At 54.4% G+C, this 20587-nt stretch carries 18 protein-coding genes; 15 read left to right on the forward strand and 3 right to left on the reverse strand.

From position 1 onward, the window contains the following. Positions 1-343 precede the first annotated feature (343 nt). A complete protein-coding gene (locus O9K67_RS11000) occupies positions 344-526 on the reverse strand; it encodes a con-10 family general stress protein (protein ID WP_061496430.1) in 183 nt (60 codons plus the stop codon). Between the two features lie 533 nt (positions 527-1059). Here O9K67_RS11000 and fdhF point away from each other — a divergent pair. The 5 genes from fdhF (at position 1060) to O9K67_RS11025 (ending at position 7160) form a co-directional block, all read left to right on the forward strand. Beyond that, the gene (fdhF, locus tag O9K67_RS11005; RefSeq protein ID WP_061496429.1) at positions 1060-4032 is read left to right on the forward strand and encodes a formate dehydrogenase subunit alpha; all 2973 of its coding nucleotides are present in this window, start codon (positions 1060-1062) and stop codon (positions 4030-4032) included. Continuing rightward, positions 4032-4511: a DUF1641 domain-containing protein gene (locus tag O9K67_RS11010; protein WP_061496427.1), complete on the forward strand. Its 480-nt coding sequence runs from the start codon at positions 4032-4034 to the stop codon at positions 4509-4511. The genes fdhF and O9K67_RS11010 overlap by 1 nt, the downstream gene beginning before the upstream one ends. Next, positions 4508-5890 carry a cytochrome ubiquinol oxidase subunit I gene (locus O9K67_RS11015; RefSeq protein ID WP_061496425.1) on the forward strand — a complete coding sequence of 461 codons (1383 nt, stop codon included), beginning with the start codon at positions 4508-4510 and terminating at the stop codon, positions 5888-5890. The genes O9K67_RS11010 and O9K67_RS11015 overlap by 4 nt, the downstream gene beginning before the upstream one ends. 2 nt (positions 5891-5892) lie before the next feature. Continuing rightward, on the forward strand, positions 5893-6879 hold the full coding sequence (locus tag O9K67_RS11020) for a cytochrome d ubiquinol oxidase subunit II (protein ID WP_061496423.1): 987 nt from the start codon (positions 5893-5895) through the stop codon (positions 6877-6879). 113 nt (positions 6880-6992) lie between these two features. Then, the gene (locus O9K67_RS11025; RefSeq protein WP_167352650.1) at positions 6993-7160 is read left to right on the forward strand and encodes a hypothetical protein; all 168 of its coding nucleotides are present in this window, start codon (positions 6993-6995) and stop codon (positions 7158-7160) included. A gap of 260 nt (positions 7161-7420) precedes the next feature. Here the strand turns inward: O9K67_RS11025 and O9K67_RS11030 are convergent, their stop codons facing one another. Continuing rightward, positions 7421-8011, reverse strand: a complete 591-nt coding sequence (locus O9K67_RS11030) for a TetR/AcrR family transcriptional regulator (RefSeq protein WP_061496420.1) — start codon at positions 8009-8011, stop codon at positions 7421-7423. A gap of 144 nt (positions 8012-8155) precedes the next feature. On the opposite strand from O9K67_RS11030, the gene O9K67_RS11035 reads away from it, so the two are divergent. Further along, positions 8156-8548: a RidA family protein gene (locus O9K67_RS11035; protein ID WP_061496419.1), complete on the forward strand. Its 393-nt coding sequence runs from the start codon at positions 8156-8158 to the stop codon at positions 8546-8548. Between the two features lie 50 nt (positions 8549-8598). Here the strand turns inward: O9K67_RS11035 and katG are convergent, their stop codons facing one another. Continuing rightward, positions 8599-10779 carry a catalase/peroxidase HPI gene (katG, locus tag O9K67_RS11040; protein WP_061496418.1) on the reverse strand — a complete coding sequence of 727 codons (2181 nt, stop codon included), beginning with the start codon at positions 10777-10779 and terminating at the stop codon, positions 8599-8601. Between the two features lie 134 nt (positions 10780-10913). Here katG and O9K67_RS11045 point away from each other — a divergent pair, with 134 nt between their 5' ends. From O9K67_RS11045 to O9K67_RS11085, 9 genes are all read left to right on the forward strand, one after another. Further along, the gene (locus O9K67_RS11045; RefSeq protein WP_061496417.1) at positions 10914-11129 is read left to right on the forward strand and encodes a hypothetical protein; all 216 of its coding nucleotides are present in this window, start codon (positions 10914-10916) and stop codon (positions 11127-11129) included. 45 nt (positions 11130-11174) lie between these two features. Continuing rightward, positions 11175-12671 carry an AAA family ATPase gene (locus O9K67_RS11050; protein ID WP_061496415.1) on the forward strand — a complete coding sequence of 499 codons (1497 nt, stop codon included), beginning with the start codon at positions 11175-11177 and terminating at the stop codon, positions 12669-12671. Between the two features lie 2 nt (positions 12672-12673). Beyond that, on the forward strand, positions 12674-13534 hold the full coding sequence (locus tag O9K67_RS11055; protein ID WP_061496413.1) for an HNH endonuclease: 861 nt from the start codon (positions 12674-12676) through the stop codon (positions 13532-13534). A gap of 155 nt (positions 13535-13689) precedes the next feature. Further along, positions 13690-15363 carry a DUF6138 family protein gene (locus O9K67_RS11060; protein ID WP_061496411.1) on the forward strand — a complete coding sequence of 558 codons (1674 nt, stop codon included), beginning with the start codon at positions 13690-13692 and terminating at the stop codon, positions 15361-15363. After that, entirely contained in the window at positions 15360-15989 is a 630-nt protein-coding gene (locus tag O9K67_RS11065) for a hypothetical protein (RefSeq protein ID WP_061496409.1), read from the forward strand. The genes O9K67_RS11060 and O9K67_RS11065 overlap by 4 nt, the downstream gene beginning before the upstream one ends. Positions 15990-16075: 86 nt before the next feature. After that, entirely contained in the window at positions 16076-16531 is a 456-nt protein-coding gene (locus O9K67_RS11070; RefSeq protein ID WP_061496406.1) for a MarR family transcriptional regulator, read from the forward strand. A 27-nt stretch (positions 16532-16558) separates the two neighbouring features. Beyond that, entirely contained in the window at positions 16559-17737 is a 1179-nt protein-coding gene (locus tag O9K67_RS11075) for an efflux RND transporter periplasmic adaptor subunit (protein ID WP_061496405.1), read from the forward strand. 10 nt (positions 17738-17747) lie between these two features. Beyond that, the gene (locus O9K67_RS11080; RefSeq protein WP_061496402.1) at positions 17748-19283 is read left to right on the forward strand and encodes a DHA2 family efflux MFS transporter permease subunit; all 1536 of its coding nucleotides are present in this window, start codon (positions 17748-17750) and stop codon (positions 19281-19283) included. Between the two features lie 20 nt (positions 19284-19303). Next, positions 19304-20539, forward strand: coding sequence for an MFS transporter (locus tag O9K67_RS11085; RefSeq protein WP_061496399.1), 1236 nt, complete (start codon positions 19304-19306; stop codon positions 20537-20539). Positions 20540-20587 lie beyond the last annotated feature (48 nt).

The following is a 20587-nucleotide window of genomic DNA, read 5'->3' on the forward strand; positions in this document are numbered from 1 at the left end:
GTTTCCCCGGGTTGTTTCTGAGACAGCGTGCCGCCGGCAATGGCCCACAATACGTATAGACAACTGTTCAGTGTTACTAATCATTTTGCGCCGGATAATTTTGCCGGATGGATATAAAAACGCCATGTCGGAAACAGGGTTATCAGCTTAATAATGAATGGCCGGTAAGTGTCTATTTCAGTGCGGGTTAATTATTGATGAGTTCATTCTTAAACGGATGACAAAATTGTCCGTACGTTTAATGACCTTCTCAATAATCCCCTGCTCGTGTCACAATTAGCGAGCCAGAACTGGCTCGCTGGTGACTTATTAATACCTGTGCAAAAATAACAACAAGCGAAAACTACTCGCCTGCTTTACGACCACCGCCATGGCTATTCTGACCGCCTTTTTTACCTGCTTCCGAAGCACGCTGCGGGTCATGTTTAAAATTCCCGCCACTGTTTTGGCCGCCTTTTCGGCCCGCTTCTGCTGCTCTTTTACGATCTACAGCGAAATTACCTGACCCGCCACGATGTTCAGCCATAATATTTCTCCTGCATTGTTGACGAAATAAACAGCATGGTGTTTTGAGGTATGCCGTTGTGGTTCGGAAATAAATTTAGTCACACTTCCTGAATAGTCAAACGAGGCATTCTGGAAAGATTTTTCTAATACTTACTGAGTACCTGAATGTTAATTGAACAAAGCTGTATTTAATCTGTACCTTTAAAATAAAGCACTTAGCGAAAATTCCATCGAAACGCAGTAATCAAGAGCGTGATTGTTTCGTTTTTTTTGTATGCCGGGATGGATTATTGCGCTTTTTTATTGACATAAATTTACATTTGGCGCGATGAAGTATCACTTTTTCTAATGTTTTTAGGACAACTCTTAAAGAGCCTGCCGCGCCGTGGCATGCCGTTTGGCTCGAAAAGCGCAGGGCGACTACTGTTAGATCTCATAACGGATACGTCACCCACATAATGGCCGACGCAGCGCCGTCGGCAGGCATACTGCAGACGGATGACCTCATCGGAGCGGGAGTGTACGTACATGACTGTTTGGTGAGGAAGCAAAATGAGCTTGCAAAAATGTACTGTCATCTATGACGGTAAGGCGTTGGTTGGCCTGGCGGATATCCCGCTGATCGACTTTCTGGAGAGCTGCAATATTACATTGCCGCATGTCTGTTACCACCCGGCGCTGGCGCCGCTCCAGACCTGTGATGTCTGTTGGGTGGAGCAGCAGGGGAAACGGGTGCGTGGGTGTACGCTGCGTAGCCAGGAAGGGATGGTTCTCAACTCGGTTGATGAACAGGCCCGCGCGGCACGCGAAGAGGGGATGGATCGCCTGCTGGCAAAGCACGAACTGTACTGCACTGTCTGCGAACACAACACCGGCGATTGTACGTTGCATAACACCATGGTGGATATGCATATTCCCATTCAACGCTATGCATATCAGCGTAAGCCCTATGTTAAAGACGACTCCAACCCGTTTTATACCTACGATCCCGATCAGTGCATCCTCTGCGGTCGCTGCGTAGATGCCTGCCAAAACGTCGAAGTTAACGAAACGCTGAGTATCGACTTCACCATGGATCATCCTCGGGTACTCTGGGATGGCGGCGATCGCATTGCGGGTTCAAGTTGCGTGAGTTGTGGTCATTGCGTCACGGTATGCCCCTGTAACGCGTTACTGGAGAAAAGCATGCAGCCGGATGCGGGTCCCTTCACCTCCATGCCTGCTTCGCTAAAGCGTCCGTTAATCGATATTGTCAAAACGCTGGAAAATGCTACCGGTGCGGAGATCATTTCCGGGATTTCCGTCATCGATACAACGTTACGGCAGCAGGAGATCAAACGGACAAAAACGGTTTACACCTATTGTGGCGTGGGGTGCAGTTTTGAAATGTGGACACGTGATCGGCATTTACTGAAGGTGCAACCCGTGATGGATGCCCCGGTCAATGGCATCTCAACCTGTGTAAAAGGGAAGTTCGCCTGGGATTTTATTAACAGCCCTCAACGTTTGACCACGCCGCTGATCCGCGAAAACGATCATTTTCGCGCGGCAAGCTGGGATGAAGCGCTGGCGCTTGTCGCCCGCAAATTACTGGAGACCCGCGACCAGTACGGCCCGGACAGTATTGGTTTTATCGGTTCAAGCAAGGGCAGCAATGAAGAAGCCTACCTGACGCAGAAAATCGCCCGCGCGATTATTGGTACCAACAGCGTCGATAACTCCTCTCGCTATTGTCAGAACCCGGCCACAGAAGGGCTGTTCCGTACCGTGGGCTATGGCGGCGATGCGGGCACGCTTGCCGATCTGGTCCAGGCGGATCTGGTGATAATCGTCGGCAGCAATACGGCGGAAAATCACCCGGTGATCGCCGCCAGACTCAAAGCCGCCAAAAAACATCACGGTCAGAAATGGCTGGTGGTGGATCCGCGTCGTCATGAAATGGCGGAACGCGCTGATGCGTATCTGCGCATTCGGCCGGGTACGGATCTGGTCTGGGCCTCCGCGATGGCGCGCTACATGTTTGACCATGGTTATGCGGATGACGCCTTTCTTGCGGCACGGGTGAATCACGTGGAAGAGTACCGCCAGTCACTGGCACCCTTCACCCTTGACTACGCCGCGCAAGTGACGGGTTTACAGGAAGATGCCCTGTGCGAGTCGGCCGAAATGATCGGTCACGCTGAGCGGGTATGCATCATATGGGCAATGGGCATCACCCAGCATAGTCATGGCGCAGATGCCAGCACCGCCTTGTCTAATTTGCTGCTGGTGACAGGCAATTACGGGCGTCCAGGTACCGGAGGGTATCCGATGCGCGGGCATAATAATGTGCAAGGGGTCAGCGACTTTGGTTGCCTGAAAAATTTCTACCCTGGCTATGAACCCGTTAGCGACCCGCAGGTACGAAACAAATGGGCAAATGCCTGGGGCGTCCCCGCTGAGCACCTGTCGCTAAAAGTGGGGCAGGATAATTTTATGATGGTGGAGATGGCGCGCAGCGACACGATCCGCGCCATGTATGTGATTGGTGAAGAGACGGCGTTTTCAGATGCGGACGCAGAAAACGTGCATCAGGGGTTTACCAACCTTGATTTCCTGGTGGTTCAGGATCTGTTTCTCAGTCGCACCGCGCAATATGCCGACGTAGTGTTACCGGGCTGCCCGAGCGTTGAAAAAGAGGGCACTTTTGTTAATACCGAACGGCGGATCCAGCACTTCTCTGCGGTGATGACGCCGTTAGGGGAGAGTCGGCCCGACTGGTTAATTTTAACCCAGCTGGCGGCCTGTATGGGGCATGATTGGGGATATCGTCACCCAGGCGAAATCATGGCTGAGGCGGCCGCCATTGCGGAGAGTTTCGCCGGTGTCAGTTACGCGCGGCTGGAGGGATGGAAATCCCAAATCTGGCCGGTCAGTGCGGATGGCAGCAGTACGCCGCTGCTCTACACTGAACGTTTTAATACGGCAGATGGGCGCGCTACGCTCTTTCCCTTACGCTGGCAGCCGCCAGCGGAAGAGCCGGATGCGTTGTATGATTTGACGCTCGATAACGGTCGTATGCTGGAGCATTTCCAGTCCACCAACCAGAGCGGGCAGGGAGGGCGTACCACCGCGCTTTCACCGCACTGGTATGTGGAAGTCAGCCCGGAACTGGCGGCCGCGCGCAGCCTCAACGAGGGTGACTGGGTGCGGCTGATTTCGCGGCGTGGCACGCAGGAGCTCCCGGTAGTGGTGACCGATCGCGTGCAAGGAACCGTGCTGTTTATCTCCATTCATCAGGGCAAAGATGGGGTCAATGCACTGACGGGTGAGCACCATGATCCCGCCGTTAATACACCTGCCTATAAAGAAGTGGCTGTTCGTCTGGAGCCTGTCGACCGCCCACCTTTCCCGGACCCGCTCCCAAAACATAATTTTCGCCATGGCAAACGCACGCCCATCGACAAGGTACCCGTGGAGGACAAATGGCGGCGCAGTGATTATGTTGAACCCCCGGCAAAAGCCACTCACCCGGAGAAATGTTAATGGCTAAAGCGATTGATTATCAGCCGGAACCGGCAAAAATTGGCCCGGATGCCCATGAGGAGCTGGCGCGATTACTGGAAACGCTGCATCAGCATGGCGTGCTGCGACTGGCAAACGATTTGGTTGCCGCCAATAATGCCGTGGCAAAGGTACTGGTGCAGGGATTACAGCGAGAAGGCTCGTTGAATGTCATGCAGAATATCGCCGTGATCTTTCTGGCGCTCTCCAGCCTTCCGCCAGATAAAGTCTACAAACTGGCGTTTGGTTTGCGCGATATGGCGGATGCGCTCAGCGAGCAGGATACGGATAGCGAAGAGAAAGCACCAGGTGTGCAGGGGGTGTGGAAGATGTTGCAGGATGATGAGCTCTGGCAAGCGCTAACACCGCTGTTCAGGGGGATGCGTGCCTTTTCCCGGCGAATGGCGCAACCGGTGGATAAACCGATTTCGGCCCATACGGGCAAGCCCAGCGACGCGTGATGAGTCCGGAAACTACCCTGCTTCTCGCGCGAAGCCAGTTCGCCTTTACCATCGGTTTTCACATTGTGTTGGCGGCATTTACCCTTGGCCTTGCCCAGTGGCTGCTGTTTCTCGAAGCCATGTGGCTCTGGCGCAAACAGCCTGTCTGGCTTGCGTTGTGGCGTTACTGGAGCAAGATTTTCGCGCTCAATGTGGCGATGGGGGTGGTCACCGGCGTGGTGATGGAGTTTGCGTTTGGCACAAACTGGAGTGGACTTGCCAGCCGTGCGGGAGCCGTGCTGGGGCCAATGATGTATATGGAAGTGCTGGTGGCCTTTTTCCTCGAAGCCGGGTTTATGGGCGTGCTGTTGTTCGGTATGGAGAAGGTTCGCCCGTGGGTTCATTTTATGGCGACGATCGTTGTCGCGTTGGGCTCGCTGTTTAGCGCATTTTGGATCCTGGCTGCTAACTCCTGGATGCAAACGCCGGATGGCGTGGTTCAGTCTGCCGATGGGCGCTTTATTCCGGTTGACTGGCTGGCGGCGATCATTAATCCCTCTTTCCCCTGGCGCATGGCGCATATGGTGGTTGCTGCGATGCTTGGCACGGCCTGCCTGGTCGCCGCCTGCGGCGCATGGCATCTGCTGCGTGATGAGCGGCATCCGGCGGCACGTCATATGTTCTCGTTGTCCCTCTGGTTGCTGCTGGTGATGACGCCGGTACAAATTGTATTGGGGGATCTGCATGGCGAAAATACCCGAGATCATCAACCGATTAAACTGGCGGCGATGGAGGGGGCCTGGGATCCGCCGCCGCCAGGCGCAGGCGAGCCGATGCGACTGTTTGCTGCACCGGATATGGCGCAGCGCCGTAACCACTGGGAAGTGGCCATTCCGGATATTGGCTCGCTCTATTTACGCCACAATCTTACCGGACGGATCCACAGCCTTAATCACTATCCGCCAGAGGATCTCCCCTGGGTTCCGGGGGTGTTCTGGTCATTTCGCATCATGGTCGCTCTGGGTTTGCTGATGCTGGTGGCGGGCATTGCCGGACTGGTGATACGGCTGCGTGGTCGATTGTGGCGGACGAGGTGGTTTCAGTGGTCGATGGTGTTAATGGCACCCGCTGGTTTTACCGCCATGCTGGCGGGCTGGGGGGTAACGGAAACCGGTCGCCAACCGTGGGTTGTTTACGGTTTGCTTCGTACGGCGGATAGCGTTTCGCCTGTTTCGCCTGCACTGGTTCTCGGCTCTCTGGTGGTGATCGTTGTGGTCTATCTGACGCTGTTTGCGCTGGGTCTGTGGTTTTTATTGCGTCTGATGTCGCAACCGCCACATCCGGATGAAGAGGGCGTGATGCCGGATGTTGCCCTTCGCAGCGGGACGGGGAGGACTTAAGCATGCAAGAAATAGGGGGCTTTCCCTGGCTTGAGACACTTTCCGCCGCGGCGCTGGCGATCAGTTTATGGATCTATATCCTGCTTGATGGCACCGATTTAGGCGTCGGTATGCTTTGCGCCTTTCAGCGCAGCCCGGAGGCGCGGCATATCATCAATCTTTCGCTGTTGCCGGTGTGGGATGGTAATGAAACCTGGCTGGTGCTGACGGTTGGCGCGTTACTCGGTTTGTTTCCACTGGCGTATGGCATCGTGCTCAGTGCGCTGTATGTGCCAGTGTTTATGATGCTGTTGGCGCTGGTCGTGCGGGGAATGGCAATCGAGTATCGCCATTATGCGCCGCGTCTGTTCGATACGTTGCTTGTCGTCGGTTCACTGCTCGCTGCACTGACACAGGGGATTATCTTCGGCGCACTGTTTCAGGGTATTCCAACCGATGGGCAACACTATACGGGGAACGGTATAGAGTGGTTGCTTCCTTTTCCACTCTATTGTGGTATGACGCTGGCTTCCGGGTATTGTGTGATGGGGGCCGGTTGGCTGATTTGGCGCTGCACGAATGAACTGGAAGCGTGGGGACGACACATGATCCCCTGGCTTGCCGGGTTTGCGGGGGGAATGCTCGGTGGACTGCTGGTATGGTGCTCGCTGTTGCCGATCGGGGGAGGCGAGCATTTGCGACACCCGTGGCTCTGGTTGCCGTTGACGATCGTGGCACTGTTGGCGGTGGCGATGTTGACATGCAGCCTGCTGCGACGCTGGGTTTTTGTTCCACTGGCGAGTCTATTGGTGATAGCCAGTTGCGCTTTTATCACCCTGATAATCGCCGTTTTCCCGTGGATCGTTCCGCCGATGCTCACGCTTCACCAGGCTGCTGCACCTGCGTCGACCCAGCGCTTTTTGCTACTGGCTTTTGCCATCCTGACGCCGATTACGCTGCTTTACAACACCTGGGCATTTCGCATTTTTAGTGGGAAAATTTCGGGTTAGTTTCCAGAAATCGGTCTATAAGATAAGGGCGAGAATCTTAACCAGGCAGTCACCCTGCACGGAGATGTTTCATGGCTATAGCAAAAGCGTACAATTTAAAGCAGGCATATCAAATGATTAGCTCAGGAAAACACACTGAAGTCGAGCTGGCGTTTGATGTCGATGCCGATGCGTTTTTTATGTTATCGGCGAATTACGGCATGACCGGGGCGAAAATTACCCGTCACGATAATCATTTTGTGCTGCGGCTTGAAGCGGAAGCGTCCTCTGCTTCCCATTGAGTGACGACGCTTGTCGGTACTTCGGGTGGCAATGTGTGAGCATCGCCGTCCAATACTGTTTTTATCCCATTTGTATGGCTGTCATCTGTGCGTTACATTGATGTCATTAAATAACGGCGAGCCTGGCCACACTGCCTCTGCTTCATCCGGCTTATGGCTTCATTGGTTGTTACCTTCTCTTTACGCCAGCCGGTTTGCGGGCGTACACAAACTCGTTATCTGTCATTGTTCCCGGCCATGTGCCGGGTTTTTTTTATCGATCAACGCGCACGAAGACCACTGGCCAGTTGCGTGAAGGCATCGATGACTTTGGGCAGTGTGGCCTGCGGATCTTCGCTGGCGGCCACCCACAAGGCGGCGTTGAGTGCCGCGCCATTCAGCAAACGGGCAGCGGCCTCCACATCGACGGGGTTCATTATACCGTTGCGCACCATCTCGCTTACCGCTTCCCGCGTGGCCTGTAAACAGGCATTCTGGCTGGGCCAGCGCGAAGGATCGCCAAGAAAAGCAGGGCCATCCAGCAGCACAATACGCTGCACTTCAGCATCCAGCGCCATTTCGATATAAGCGATGCCTTCCGCAAGTAACCTGTCCCAGGGGGAGAGGATATCTGCCGCCCGCTCTCTGGCACGTTGCGCCATTTCGCCGTCCAGTTGGGCGACAACGGCGGCGAGCAATCCCTGTTTATCACCGAAATTATGATACAGCGCGCCGCGTGTCAGGCCGACGCTGGCGGTTAATTCGTCCATGGAGGCGGCGGCAAACCCTTTCTCTGCAAATGCTTTGCGTGCGGCAGCAACCAGTTTGCTGCGGTTCTCTTCCATGGTTTCAGCGCGACGTTTGACGGCCATACTCTCTCCTGTATTCAAATACGCATCGTATGTGAATTGACATACGCTGCGTATGTGTGGTTAATTTCACATACGGTGTGTATATTAAATGAATGTTGCTCGCCGTGCATCCGTCCTTAACCGGCTAACAGCGAAAGGTGACTTATGATATTGCGTGAACCCATTTTCCCCGTTAACCGCCATGCACTGTATGAGGAGCATGGCTATTCCGCCGCAATACGTTCCGGCGATTTAGTGTTTGTCTCCGGACAGGTGGGTAGCCGTAGCGACGGTAGTCCGGAACCGGATTTTGCCGCGCAGGTGCGACTCGCATTTGACAATCTACAGGCGACGCTGGCTGCCGCGGGGTGTACGCTGGACGATATTATCGATGTCACCACTTTTCATACCGATCCTGAACATCAGTTTGCGACGATTATGCAAGTGAAGCAGGCGATATTCCCACACCCACCGTATCCCAACTGGACGGCGGTTGGCGTGACATGGCTTGCGGGGTTTGATTTTGAAATCAAGGTGATTGCCCGCATGCCATCATAAAAAAAGCCTGCGAACCTTTTCAGGTATCGCAGGCTTTCATAGTGAGAGGCTTACAGCAGGTCGAAGCGATCCAGGTTCATCACTTTTGTCCACGCGGCAACGAAATCGGTAACAAATTTCTGTTTGCCATCGTCGCTGGCGTACACTTCAGCCAGTGCGCGCAGGATGGAGTTTGAACCAAACACCAAATCGGTACGTGTTGCCGTGTATTTCACTTCACCGCTCTTACGGTCGCGGCCTTCAAACAGCTCGGCTTTTTCGTCGGTGGCTTTCCATACCGTGCGCATATCCAGCAGGTTGACGAAGAAGTCGGTGCTCAGCACACCCGGTTTATCGGTAAAGACACCGTGTTGGCTGCCATCGTAATTTGCACCCAGCACGCGCAGGCCACCAATCAGCGCCGTCATTTCCGGTGCCGTCAGGGTGAGTTGCTGTGCCTTATCAATCAGCAGTGTTTCGGTCGTAATACCGTCCCACACGCGACGATAATTGCGGAAGCCATCCGCCAGCGGCTCCATCAGATTAAAAGAGGCAATATCGGTCTGATCCTGACGCGCATCGACGCGGCCTGGTGTAAAGGGCACCGTTACTTGCACACCCGCTGCGGCTGCCGCTTTCTCGATGCCGACCACGCCTGCCAGCACAATGACATCCGCCAGAGAGGCGTTAGCCAGGGTTTTCTGGATGCTTTGCAATGCGGGCAGCGCTTTAGCCGCAATGGCATTCACTTCCCACTCTTTTTGCGGTGCCAGCGCCAGACGTGCGCCGTTAGCGCCGCCGCGTTTATCGCCGCCACGGAACGTGGAGGCCGACGCCCAGGCCACAGAGACCAACTCGCTGACGGATAAACCGGACTCGGCGATAGCCGCTTTCAGGTTAGCGATATCCGCGCCATTCGGCTGATGAACCGCTGCTGGCAACGGATCCTGCCAAATCAAATCTTCTTTCGGGACTTCCGGGCCGAGATAACGGGATTTCGGCCCCATATCGCGGTGGGTCAGTTTGAACCAGGCGCGGGCAAAGGCTTCATTAAAGGCTTGCGGATCGTTGAGGAAACGGCGGGAAATCTTCTCGAAATCCGGGTCGAAACGCAGCGTCAGATCGGTCACCAGCATGGTCGGTTTGCGTTTTTTGGCCGGGTCGAACGGGTCAGGGATGATCTCTGGCGCATCTGCGGCAACAAACTGGATTGCGCCCGCCGGGCTGCGGGTCTGCACCCATTCGTATTTGAACAGGTTTTCGAAGAAGTAGTGGCTCCATTGCGTTGGCGTTTGCGTCCAGACCACTTCCAGTCCGGAAGTGATAGCGTCTGCTCCCACGCCGCTGCCGTAGTCGCTTGACCAGCCAAGGCCTTGCGCTTCTATCGGTGCGGCTTCCGGTTCCGGGCCGACATGACTGGCAGGCGCCGCACCGTGGGTTTTACCCAGCGTATGACCGCCGGCAATCAGCGCCACGATCTCTTCATCGTCCATCCCCATATTGCCAAACGTGGCACGGATGGCGGCACCGGCGGATGTGGGTTCACCGCTGGCGTTCGGACCTTCGGGGTTAACATAAATAAGCCCCATTTCCGTCGCGCCAATGGCCGCTTGTGCAAGGCTTTCCGGATGGCGGTGCGCCAGCCACTCTTTCTCATTACCCCAATCGATGTCGAGGTCCGGTTCCCAAACGTCTTCACGACCCGCACCGAAACCAAACGTGCGGAAACCGGCATTTTCCAGCGCCACGTTACCGGCGAGAATAAAGAGATCGCCCCAGGAAATTTTCTGACCATATTTTTGTTTCACTGGCCACAGCAGGCGGCGGGCTTTATCGAGGCTTACGTTGTCCGGCCAGGAGTTAAGCGGTGCGAAACGTTGCTGACCCCGTCCGGAGCCACCGCGACCATCAACGGTGCGATAGGTTCCTGCGCTGTGCCAGGCCATACGAATAAACAGCCCGATATAACTGCCCCAATCTGCTGGCCACCACTCCTGCGAATCGGTCAGCACGCCGCGGATATCGGCTTTCAGTGCGGAATAATCCAGCTTTTTAAATTCTTCGCGGTAATTAAATGTGGCATCGAAGGGGTTGGAACGATTGGAATGCTGATTCAGCAGGTCTACGCGCAGCTGATTTGGCCACCAGTCACTGTTACTGGTCGTGCGGGCCGCTTGCGGCGATGTTTTTTTTTCATGAAAAGGGCATTGCCCGGCGGATGAGGTGTGGGATTGATCGTCTGACGTGCTCATATCTGGCTCCATTTGCTTTATGTCATGCCGTTACGATATACACTGCTTCCGGTTAAAGGTATTTGAATGAATCTACGGATTTGATAGTTAATACCTTTCTATCGGAGCGCAAAAAACCGACAGAAAAGCGATAAATGAACGACCCATTCATAAACATTAGCAATTCCGTCACTGCCGTTGCGGTTTTTTTCGCTGCAAAGTTGGTTTTGCGGCTGCGTACACAAAAAATGGATAATGTGATTGCCTGTAAATGGCATTCAGGGGAAGGGGACGGTTTCCCCCTGGAAAGAGGGGGCTTGAAGAGTGGTCATCCGGCAGGCGATATTTATATAATTCAGAAAAACTTATAAGAGTGATGTGACTTCTCTGGTTATTGGGTTTCCCATGGAGGAACCGTGCTGCACACAATCCGTATCGTCAACAGAATAAAAGAGATTCCCGCTGATAGCGCAAATACCCTCTATTTGCTTCCTGATAGTTGGGATGATTGGGGGACTTTCCGCAATAAATATTACGTTATTCACTACAATCGTCACGGTATCCGCACCGATCTGGGATATATCAAAATTGGTTGTCCGCTGGAGCAACTTGATGATCGCCGCCCCATATTAGACACGGAATTCGCTGCTCTGCCCCAGGGCTATTACGCATTAGGGCAGTCAGGGGAATATTATCAACGTGTTCGTGATCTGGGGCAGGAAACCGCCCGAGACATCCTGACAAAACTGAATGACGTGGTCTGGGATCGGCAACTCTACCTGCAATATCAGGATGAGCAGGCGATGCGGGATTCCTTACAGCGTTATGTCTCCACAACGACCATTGAAGGGCAATTTCGCAATATCTTGCAGGGCCGCGCGGCGCTGACCGAGTTTCACTTTACTTACCAAAAGCCCTATCAATCGTTGCATATTGATTTTGATGTTTATCCGGAATCCGTGCCGCCAACCAATATCCATGTGCTGATTGGCAGTAACGGGGTGGGTAAGTCGACGATATTAACGGAGATCGCCGATATTGTTGTTGGGCGTGCAACCCGCAGTGACGCCAATATTTACATCAACGATGGCAGCCTTTTTGCCAACGTGATTGCCATGTCGTTTGGCGCGTTTGAGAAATTTAACCCGCAATCCATTGAGAGACGCACCGAGAATCAGGTGACCTACTCCTATATCGGTTCGAAGAAAACCCTGGCGCTCGACGGCAAAACGTTGACCATCGGCAAAACCATGGATGATTTTTTCAACGAGTTTTACCAGAGTCTGCAAGCCTGTCGTTATGAACCGAAAAAAACACTGTTTCTCAACTCTGTTGAACATTTCCGTTACGACCCAATCTTAGCCGCCCTGGCGCTGCCGGAGTTGCTGGAGCAGTGTGATGACAGGCAACGGCTGCACGCCGCCTTTAATGGGCTGAGTTCCGGGCATAAAATTGTGATTCTCAGTGTGGCGAAAATTATCGAAGTCATTGAAGAAAAAACATTATTGCTGATCGATGAACCCGAAACACATCTTCACCCGCCGCTGTTGTCTGCGTTCATTCGTCTGTTATCGACGCTGCTTGCTGAGTGCAACGGCGTGGCGATCATCGCCACCCATTCGCCGGTTGTCTTGCAGGAAACGCCAAAACGTTGCGTGACGGTACTCTATCGTATCGGTGACACTGTAACGTCTGAACGCCCTGAGCGCGAAACCTTCGGTGAAAACGTCTCCGTGCTGACCCGTTCGGCCTTTAACCTGGAGTTATCCCGCACCGGTTACGTCAACCTTATCCAGCAGATGGTGCATGATTATCGCTATTTTGATGATATTTACCGGCAGTTCGGCGGTGAATTGGGGAGTGAAGCGTTATCCATCCTCAGCGCATTAAGCGACGATGAAGGGGACAGGTAAAGATGTACGAGCTACCGTTGCCGACCGAATACCCTTTTGACATTTTTTCCTGCCTGGTGCCCGGTTCGAAATTCGACATATTGCTGGCGAATCCGGAGGTGAGAGACAGCGTTTGGTTTTTTGACGAAATTTATCGGATTAAAGGCGCAACCGCGTCGCTTAATACGTTGCCGGTACTGAAGAAAGCCTTTTTACACCAGATGAGCAAAGAGGAGATGAAAAGTCTCTATAAAAACCGGCTGGTGGACAGTAAAGACGGACGTGATATCTACAATGCTATTATGGAGACGGCGATTAATCGTACCTGCCCGCTGTGCAGTTTGCGTAAAGTCAGCACGCTCGATCACTATCTGCCTCAGGCCCACTACCCACAATATACGTTGCTGCGCGTGAACCTGTATCCGGCCTGCATCGAGTGCAATAAAGCCAAAACCGACAAAGTGAACCCCCGCAAAGCGAAGCAAACATACCATCCCTTTTTTGACAAACTGAAAGGGATTCTATGGCTCTCTGCGGAATACCGCGATACGCCCTCTCCGGCGCTACGCTATTACGTGAATGACCAGGTGCCCAACACCTACGCGTTGCGGGACAGAATGCGCTATCACTTCAACGAACTGGCGCTGGGCGATTTGTATGCCAGCTATGCCGGGCAGGCATTTTCGGACATCAAGGATGCATTGCAGAGGGTATACCGCAGAAAAGGAGCGGTGGGTGTAGAGCGATATTTGGCGCGCCAACATCGGTCGTATTACAAATCCAATCCCAATAGCTGGGAAACCGTATTTTACGAAACACTGAAAAACAGTCCGGCCTTCTGTGGCGGTGGGTTTAATAATATCGTCATGATCACCTTTCCGTGATGGCATGCGAGGCAACGCGCTGACGCGTCAGGGCTGGCCTCGCTTACCTCGCTCAAGATGGCAGTGGCGCGGCTTCGCATCCCACTATATTCCGCACTTGTGTCTTCAAAATCATCGGGTTATAAAAACAACTCACCACAACAAAGGATGATGTGATGGCTGTCGTTACCCCGTTTCCCGTTGAACGTGCGCTGGCGGTGGTTAACCGCTGGTTTGATGAAACCGCCGCCCGACATGCGCCCTCTCAGGCTGCCTTTCCCACTGAAGATAACCCCTTGCGCGCGGCGGAGTATGCGCTGACCGTTAATTGTGATGCACAGCGCATCACGCTGGAGAGTGATGCCGAACGATTTCGGGAAAACGACGCGGATTCTGATGACTGGCTGGGTAGTCTGACAGCGGAAGAGGTGAACAGGGTCTGGATACCGGCCATCACCTCGCTTATCGAACAACGGCTACACGCCGCGTTTAACTACTACCGCTTTCGCGTTGACGCGCGTTTCGCCACCTGCGATGGCCTGCTGGCTGTCACCTTACTGGATGTGGTCAATACAGCGAAAATCGCCCAGCTACGCTGCGCAATGGAGACCTGGCAACGCCGGGTGCTGGAAGAGGGCAATGCCCCAACGGATACTCACTCAACGCTGTTTTATTGCAGTAATGCGCTCAATGCGGATTTGTACCCGCAGCCAGATATTGCCGGGTTGCTGCGCGGTTGTGCGCGCATTGAGGCGTTAAACCGCAGCCATCCCGCACTGGCGGAACATCGCCACTGGATCGTCTTCCAGTTAAGCGAATGGGTCGAACAGCACTTTTTACCCCACTACTTTACGGTGGAAAAATCGGGCTGGGGCGAGTGTCATTATCACCTCAAGCCACAGGCGACTTTACTCGTTGATAGCGAGGATGGCGCGCAACCACTTGATCTGCTGCTGTATGTGGCGGTGCTGATCCTGCGTTTTGAACCCAGCTACAGTAAGCCGACAGGCTTGCAGTATCTGGCCCTGGCGCAGCAATTAGGCAGTGAAAAAGCCGGGCGATATCTACGGGAGGGCAGCGGGACGCTGGCGAACAGCGAACACCGGAGTCCGCTAATGCACGGCTGCGGCAATGACGTACTGGCGCACATTACGCTACATATTCGCGAGGAGTCCAGTGCGGCGTATCAGCAGGCTCTCGACTTTATTATGCGGCTACTGGAGCAGGGGTTCCCGCGTCATTACCACATTACACTGAAGTCGACAGTGAAAGCCTTTTTGCCAGTTAAAGGCCTCGCGCGCTCTGATACGCACCGTTTTTTTGCTAATGCGCTGCGCTACCCTGAACTGCATGGGGTGCTGGAGCGGTACGCGCGTGTGGCTATCCATCAGTATGAATGGTATGCCGATGCGGAAGCGGAAAAAAATTGCATGCCCGGTAGCTATGCTGTCTTTGGGCTGGCTCTGACCAGTGAGCGTTATTTCCCGCTGCTCTGCGACTACATGGCGCAGGTGGATGATGAACACCAATCCGTACAGGATGCCTTTATTCACGCCTTTATCGGGCATTACAGTTTAAATGAACAGACGCTGCCGGTGCTGGTCTGTTGTTTATGCCGCGCCACCGATGCGCTGAAGATCAAACTCCAGTCGCAACTGGATGATGAATCCCTCCTGCGTCTGCTGGCGGCGCAGCTGACACGTTTACCGTCTCACCGCGCCGAACATATTCTGTCGCTGGTGTGGGGAAAACGCGATAAGGTCGTGAAGCTGGCGGCCAAAGCCGACGGCGGCAAACAGAGTCTCTACCAGGCGCTGCTGCGTGCGGCGGACAAGGACGATAAAGTATGAGTTATATCGACGGTTACGATCATGAACTGATTGGTCAGTTAGGGTATTTACCCATTTACCATCCACTGGAGAAGATCAACGGAGAAGGATGGGGAGCCTACGATTTTAGCGCTACACCGGAGAATTTAGTGCTTGGCGGCGGTAGCGGCGAGCATCCGGGGCTGGTGGTGCACCATTTGCCAATGCTGGTGACCCGCTTTCTGTATGCGCAGTTGAGCGATGCGGAAGAAGCAATGTTAACCGACGGGCAGAAAGCGTTTTTAGATGATCTCTATTATGCCGGGCAGGCGCTGGAGTTTTGCTGCTGGAGCGTAGCGGATTACGCCCGTTTGCAGACCATGGCGGAAAGCCCGACCTTTATGAACCCGGTCACCGCTGAAGAGCGGGTCGAGAACTGGATTGAAAAGTCACTGGGTGAACTGGTCTGGTATGCGCTACCCGACCTGAACCCGCACCACCAGGCATTACAGGATATCTTCCAGCGTTTTGATATATATCCTGCGATGCGCAATGTCACCATTGAACCACCGGGCTACCCGCCAGGGGGTGGCAGAATCCTCGAAAATGGCCGCGTGAAATGGGGCCACCGTCGTTGGCATGGTGGGCAGACGGAACGGCAAAACTGACAAAACGTGCGGTCTTCTTGACACTCCCTTGACAGTTATCTGCCTGGTCAGTAATTTCAATTGTAATTATTGACCAGGCAAATATCATGACAAATTCTACTGATATTCCCACCCCCCGGCTTCATCTTGGTTTGCTGATCCACCTTGCAAACCAGTTCAAAGATCAGTTGATCAGCCACTATTTCTCCGCGACCGACATCACTGCGGCACAGTTCAAGGTACTGATCAGCATCTACAAAGGGTTCAACAGCCCGGTGGAAGTCAGCAAAAATCTGCTGATGGACGCAGGGGCCATGAGCCGCATGCTTGAGCGCATGGTGAAACGTGAGTTAATTGTGCGTAACACCAATCAGGAAGATAAGCGCCAGGTCATTCTTGGATTGACCGACAAAGGGCGGGCGATTTGCGACCGTTTCCAGAATGAGGCGCTGGCCACCATTCTCGGAACGCTAACGGAACGCCTGACACCAGACGAAGCGCAACAGCTTGTTGCGTTGCTGATCAAAATGCTGCCGGATGAGGCCACCCGCCCACATCGCTAAGCTGTCCTGAATAAGGTTACGATAAAGATGCAAACTCCCACTGCCCAACCGGAACGTGCACCGGGTAAACGTAAACGCAACTTTGCCATTCTGTTCATCGTGCTACTGCTGATCGCCGCAGGTTGCTGCGCCTGGTATTTCCTGTATGCCCGTTATTATGAAACCACTGATGATGCGTACGTGAACGCCAACCTGGTGACGCTGACGCCGCAAATCGCCGGTACGGTCACTCAGGTTGCCGTTGACGAAGGTGATTATGTGCAAAAAGGCCAACCGCTGGTGCGGTTGGATCCCAGCGACACGCAAATTGCACTGCAACAAGCAGAAGCCAACCTGGCCAGCACGGTGCGTCAGGTGCGTGGTTTATACAGCACAGTTGATAATTACCGTGCGCAGGTCGAGGCGAAAAAGGTGGCGTTGCAAACAGCGCAAAATGACTATGCGCGGCGACAGAAGATTGCCGCCAGCGGTGCCATCGCCCCGGAAGATCTGGCGCATTACCGTGACGCAGTCACCAGTGCCAAAAGCGATCTTGCTGCCGTGCAACAGGCGTTAAGCACCAATCTGGCGATGGTGGATGACACGGTTGTTGACAGCCATCCGGAAATCAAAAGTGCCGTCGCTACGCTGCGTCAGCGTTTTCTCGATAATGCGCGTAGCACCATTGTCGCCCCCGTCAGCGGCTTCGTTGCCAAACGCGCCGTGCAGCTTGGTATGCGAGTTGACTCCGGCACGACGCTGATGTCGATTGTCCCGCTGGATCAGGTCTGGGTTGATGCCAACTTTAAAGAGAGTCAGATGAACACCATGCGTCTGGGGCAAAAAGTGACGTTGACGGCGGATCTCTACGGCGAAGATGTCGAGTACCAGGGCACCATTGAAAGCCTGGGCATCGGCACCGGTAGCGCGTTCTCATTGCTGCCTGCGCAGAACGCCAGCGGTAACTGGATCAAAATCATCCAGCGTTTACCGGTGCGCATCACGCTTGATCCGCACGATATGGAGAAGCATCCGTTGCGCGTCGGGTTGTCGATGTCCGTACGTGTTGATATCCGCGATACCGACGGTCATCTGTTACCACAGCAGACCGTAGCTGCACCGCGCTTTACCACTGACGTTTACCAGAACGCGCTGGACCAGGCTGATCAACTGGTGGCGAAAATTCTTCATGACAACAACCAGGCGATAGCGTCCAACGCCCGCTAAGAGAGACGTTATGCAAGATAAGTCGGCGTTTACGCCACCCAGCCTGCTGCTGGCGACTATCGCGTTGTCGCTGGCGACTTTTATGCAGGTGCTGGACACCACCATCGCCAACGTCGCGCTGCCGACTATCGCCGGTAACCTTGGCGTCAGTTCCGATCAGGGCACGTGGGTTATCACCTCGTTTGCGGTGTGCAACGCGATTGCGCTACCGCTGACCGGGTGGTTTACCCGTCGCTTTGGCCAGCTCAGGTTATTTGTCGGATCGGTGGCGCTGTTTACCCTGACCTCGTTTCTGTGCGGTTTCGCCCACAGCATGACCGAGCTGATCATTTTCCGTGCGTTACAGGGCTTTTTTGCCGGACCGATGTTCCCGATGTGTCAGACGCTGCTGTTGGTGATTTTCCCCACCAGTAAACGCAGTATGGCGCTGGCATTGCTGTCGATGGTGACGGTGGTTGCGCCGATTGTCGGACCGATTACCGGTGGCTGGATCACCGATAACTACTCCTGGCCGTGGATTTTTTATATCAACGTGCCGATTGGCATTTTTGCCGCCGTGGTGGTGTGGACGCAACTGCGTGCCCGCGAAGAGACCACCGTTTCATCGCCTATCGATTATGTCGGCATTGTGCTGCTGGTGCTGGGTGTTGGGTTGTTGCAGGTGGTGCTGGATAAGGGCAACGATCTTGACTGGTTCGCCGCGCCGGAAATCATTGTCATGTCGGTACTGTCGGCGATTGCACTGGTGTCATTCGTGATCTGGGAACTGGGGGAACGCCATCCGATTGTTAATCTTCGGCTGTTTAAGGATCGTAACTTTGCCATCGGTACGCTGACGCTGACGCTGGGCTATGCCGCCTTTTTCGCCATTAACATTATTTTGCCGCAGTGGCTGCAAACGCAAATGGGCTATACCGCCATCTGGGCGGGGCTTGCCGCTGCGCCGATGGGTTTTTTGCCGCTACTGCTGACGCCGTTTATTGGCCGCTATGCCAACAAAGTGGATTTGCGCATTCTCGCCACGCTGTCGTTTCTGACCATGGGCGTTTCCTGCCTGATCCGCGCACAGTTTACTACCAGCGTTGATTTCCGCACTGTGGCGGAAGTGCAGATGTTTATGGGTATCGGCGTGGCGTTTTTCTTTATGCCGATCACCACTATTGTGCTGTCGAACCTGCACGGCCAGGAAGTGGCGGAAGGGTCTGGCCTGGCCACTTTCTTCCGCGTATTGGGCGGTTCGTTTGCGTCTTCGCTGACCACCTGGATCTGGTCGCGACGCGAGGTTTATCATCACGCGTCACTCACGGAGAGCGTGTCGGTCTACAACCCTGCGGCTATGGACTATCTGCATAAGATGGGTGGCGCAACGCAGCAGCACCTGGCGGCGGTGGATAAAACCATTGAGCAGCAAGCGTATATGATGTCGACCATCGACTATTTCTGGCTGTTAGGCTGGGGGTTTATGGCATTGATGGTCGTGATTTGGTTTGCACGTCCTCCGTTTGTGCGTTCCGGTGCGCCGGGCGCGCCGTCGGCCGGGCATTAATTATCAACATGAGAAACGATATGGCACCCGAGTTACCTGGCCGTGATGGGCGTTTATTGCAACACCGTTCGTTTGTGGCGTTCTGGTTGGCGCGAACCAGCTCCAGCTTTGGTTTTCAGATGTTATCAATCATTGTCGGCTGGCAGATTTACTCTCAGACGCACAGCGCGTTCTGGCTGGGGATGATTGGTCTGGTGCAGTTCTTTCCGTCGGTGACGCTGGCGTTGCCGGCCGGGCATATCGCCGATCAGTTTGACCGGCGGCGGGTGGTGTTGCTCGGGCAGATCTGTGAATGGGTGGCGATTGTGCTGCTGGCGTGGTTAACGTGGAAAGGCAATGCCAGCGTCGGCGTGATTTTGCTGCTGATTTTTGTGATTTCGTGCGCGAAAACCCTCGAATCACCGGCCATGGTCTCTATGCTGCCTGCGCTGGTGCCGACGGCTATTTTACCGCGCGCAACGGCGGCAAACGCGGTGTCTGGCCAGGCGGCGCAGATTGTCGGTCCGGCGCTCGGCGGGTTTTTGTATGCCGCAGGTGCGGATGTGGTCTACCTCACCACCGCCGGGCTGTATCTGGTGTCGCTGTTATTGGTGATCACCCTGCGTTATGAACAGGCGCAGCCGAAACGCACCCCGGCCACGCTCTCATCACTGTTTGCGGGGGTGCACTTTATTCGTAACCGCCCGGACGTGTTAGGGGTTATCTCCCTCGATCTGTTTGCGGTACTGCTCGGCGGCGCGACGGCGTTGCTTCCCATTTTTGCTCACGATGTGCTGCATACCGGGCCGATTGGCTTAGGGTTGTTACGCAGTGCGCCCGCGGTAGGTGCTCTGCTGGTGGGCTTCTGGTTAAGCCACCGTGCGCTGAATCGCCGCGTCGGGATGATCATGTTTTTCAGCGTTGCCGGTTTCGGCGTCGCCACACTGGTCTTCGCCTTCTCAAGCTGGATGTGGCTCTCCCTGCTGGCGCTGTTTGCGCTGGGCGGCTTTGATATGGTCAGCATGGTGATCCGTGGTTCACTGGTGCAACTGGATACGCCTGATGATATGCGCGGGCGCGTGAATGCGGTGAACTCCATCTTTATTAATACCTCTAACCAGCTTGGCGAATTTGAGTCCGGGATGCTGGCAGCCTGGCTCGGCGCGGTGCCGGCTGTGGCGATTGGCGGCATGGGTACGTTGATTGTGGTGGCGCTATGGATGAAGTGGTTCCCCGGTTTGCGCCATCGCCAGCGTCTGGAAAGTCGTGCAGGGTAGGGCGTAAAACGCAAAAAGCACTGCCACGTGAAATGAGTGGCAGTGAAG

The sequence above is a fragment of the Kosakonia oryzendophytica genome (assembly GCF_027886705.1).
GTDB classification, from domain to species: domain Bacteria; phylum Pseudomonadota; class Gammaproteobacteria; order Enterobacterales; family Enterobacteriaceae; genus Kosakonia; species Kosakonia oryzendophytica.

Coding starts and splice junctions, on each gene's coding strand:
- fdhF (WP_061496429.1), top strand. CDS start 1,060: ATGAGCTTGCAAAAATGTACTGTCATCTATGACGGTAAGGCGTTGGTT.
- O9K67_RS11085 (WP_061496399.1), top strand. CDS start 19,304: ATGGCACCCGAGTTACCTGGCCGTGATGGGCGTTTATTGCAACACCGT.
- O9K67_RS11060 (WP_061496411.1), top strand. CDS start 13,690: ATGGCTGTCGTTACCCCGTTTCCCGTTGAACGTGCGCTGGCGGTGGTT.
- O9K67_RS11030 (WP_061496420.1), bottom strand. CDS start 8,011: ATGGCCGTCAAACGTCGCGCTGAAACCATGGAAGAGAACCGCAGCAAA.
- O9K67_RS11075 (WP_061496405.1), top strand. CDS start 16,559: ATGCAAACTCCCACTGCCCAACCGGAACGTGCACCGGGTAAACGTAAA.
- O9K67_RS11000 (WP_061496430.1), bottom strand. CDS start 526: ATGGCTGAACATCGTGGCGGGTCAGGTAATTTCGCTGTAGATCGTAAA.
- O9K67_RS11035 (WP_061496419.1), top strand. CDS start 8,156: ATGATATTGCGTGAACCCATTTTCCCCGTTAACCGCCATGCACTGTAT.
- O9K67_RS11025 (WP_167352650.1), top strand. CDS start 6,993: ATGATTAGCTCAGGAAAACACACTGAAGTCGAGCTGGCGTTTGATGTC.
- O9K67_RS11045 (WP_061496417.1), top strand. CDS start 10,914: ATGAACGACCCATTCATAAACATTAGCAATTCCGTCACTGCCGTTGCG.
- katG (WP_061496418.1), bottom strand. CDS start 10,779: ATGAGCACGTCAGACGATCAATCCCACACCTCATCCGCCGGGCAATGC.
- O9K67_RS11080 (WP_061496402.1), top strand. CDS start 17,748: ATGCAAGATAAGTCGGCGTTTACGCCACCCAGCCTGCTGCTGGCGACT.
- O9K67_RS11065 (WP_061496409.1), top strand. CDS start 15,360: ATGAGTTATATCGACGGTTACGATCATGAACTGATTGGTCAGTTAGGG.
- O9K67_RS11010 (WP_061496427.1), top strand. CDS start 4,032: ATGGCTAAAGCGATTGATTATCAGCCGGAACCGGCAAAAATTGGCCCG.
- O9K67_RS11020 (WP_061496423.1), top strand. CDS start 5,893: ATGCAAGAAATAGGGGGCTTTCCCTGGCTTGAGACACTTTCCGCCGCG.
- O9K67_RS11070 (WP_061496406.1), top strand. CDS start 16,076: ATGACAAATTCTACTGATATTCCCACCCCCCGGCTTCATCTTGGTTTG.
- O9K67_RS11055 (WP_061496413.1), top strand. CDS start 12,674: ATGTACGAGCTACCGTTGCCGACCGAATACCCTTTTGACATTTTTTCC.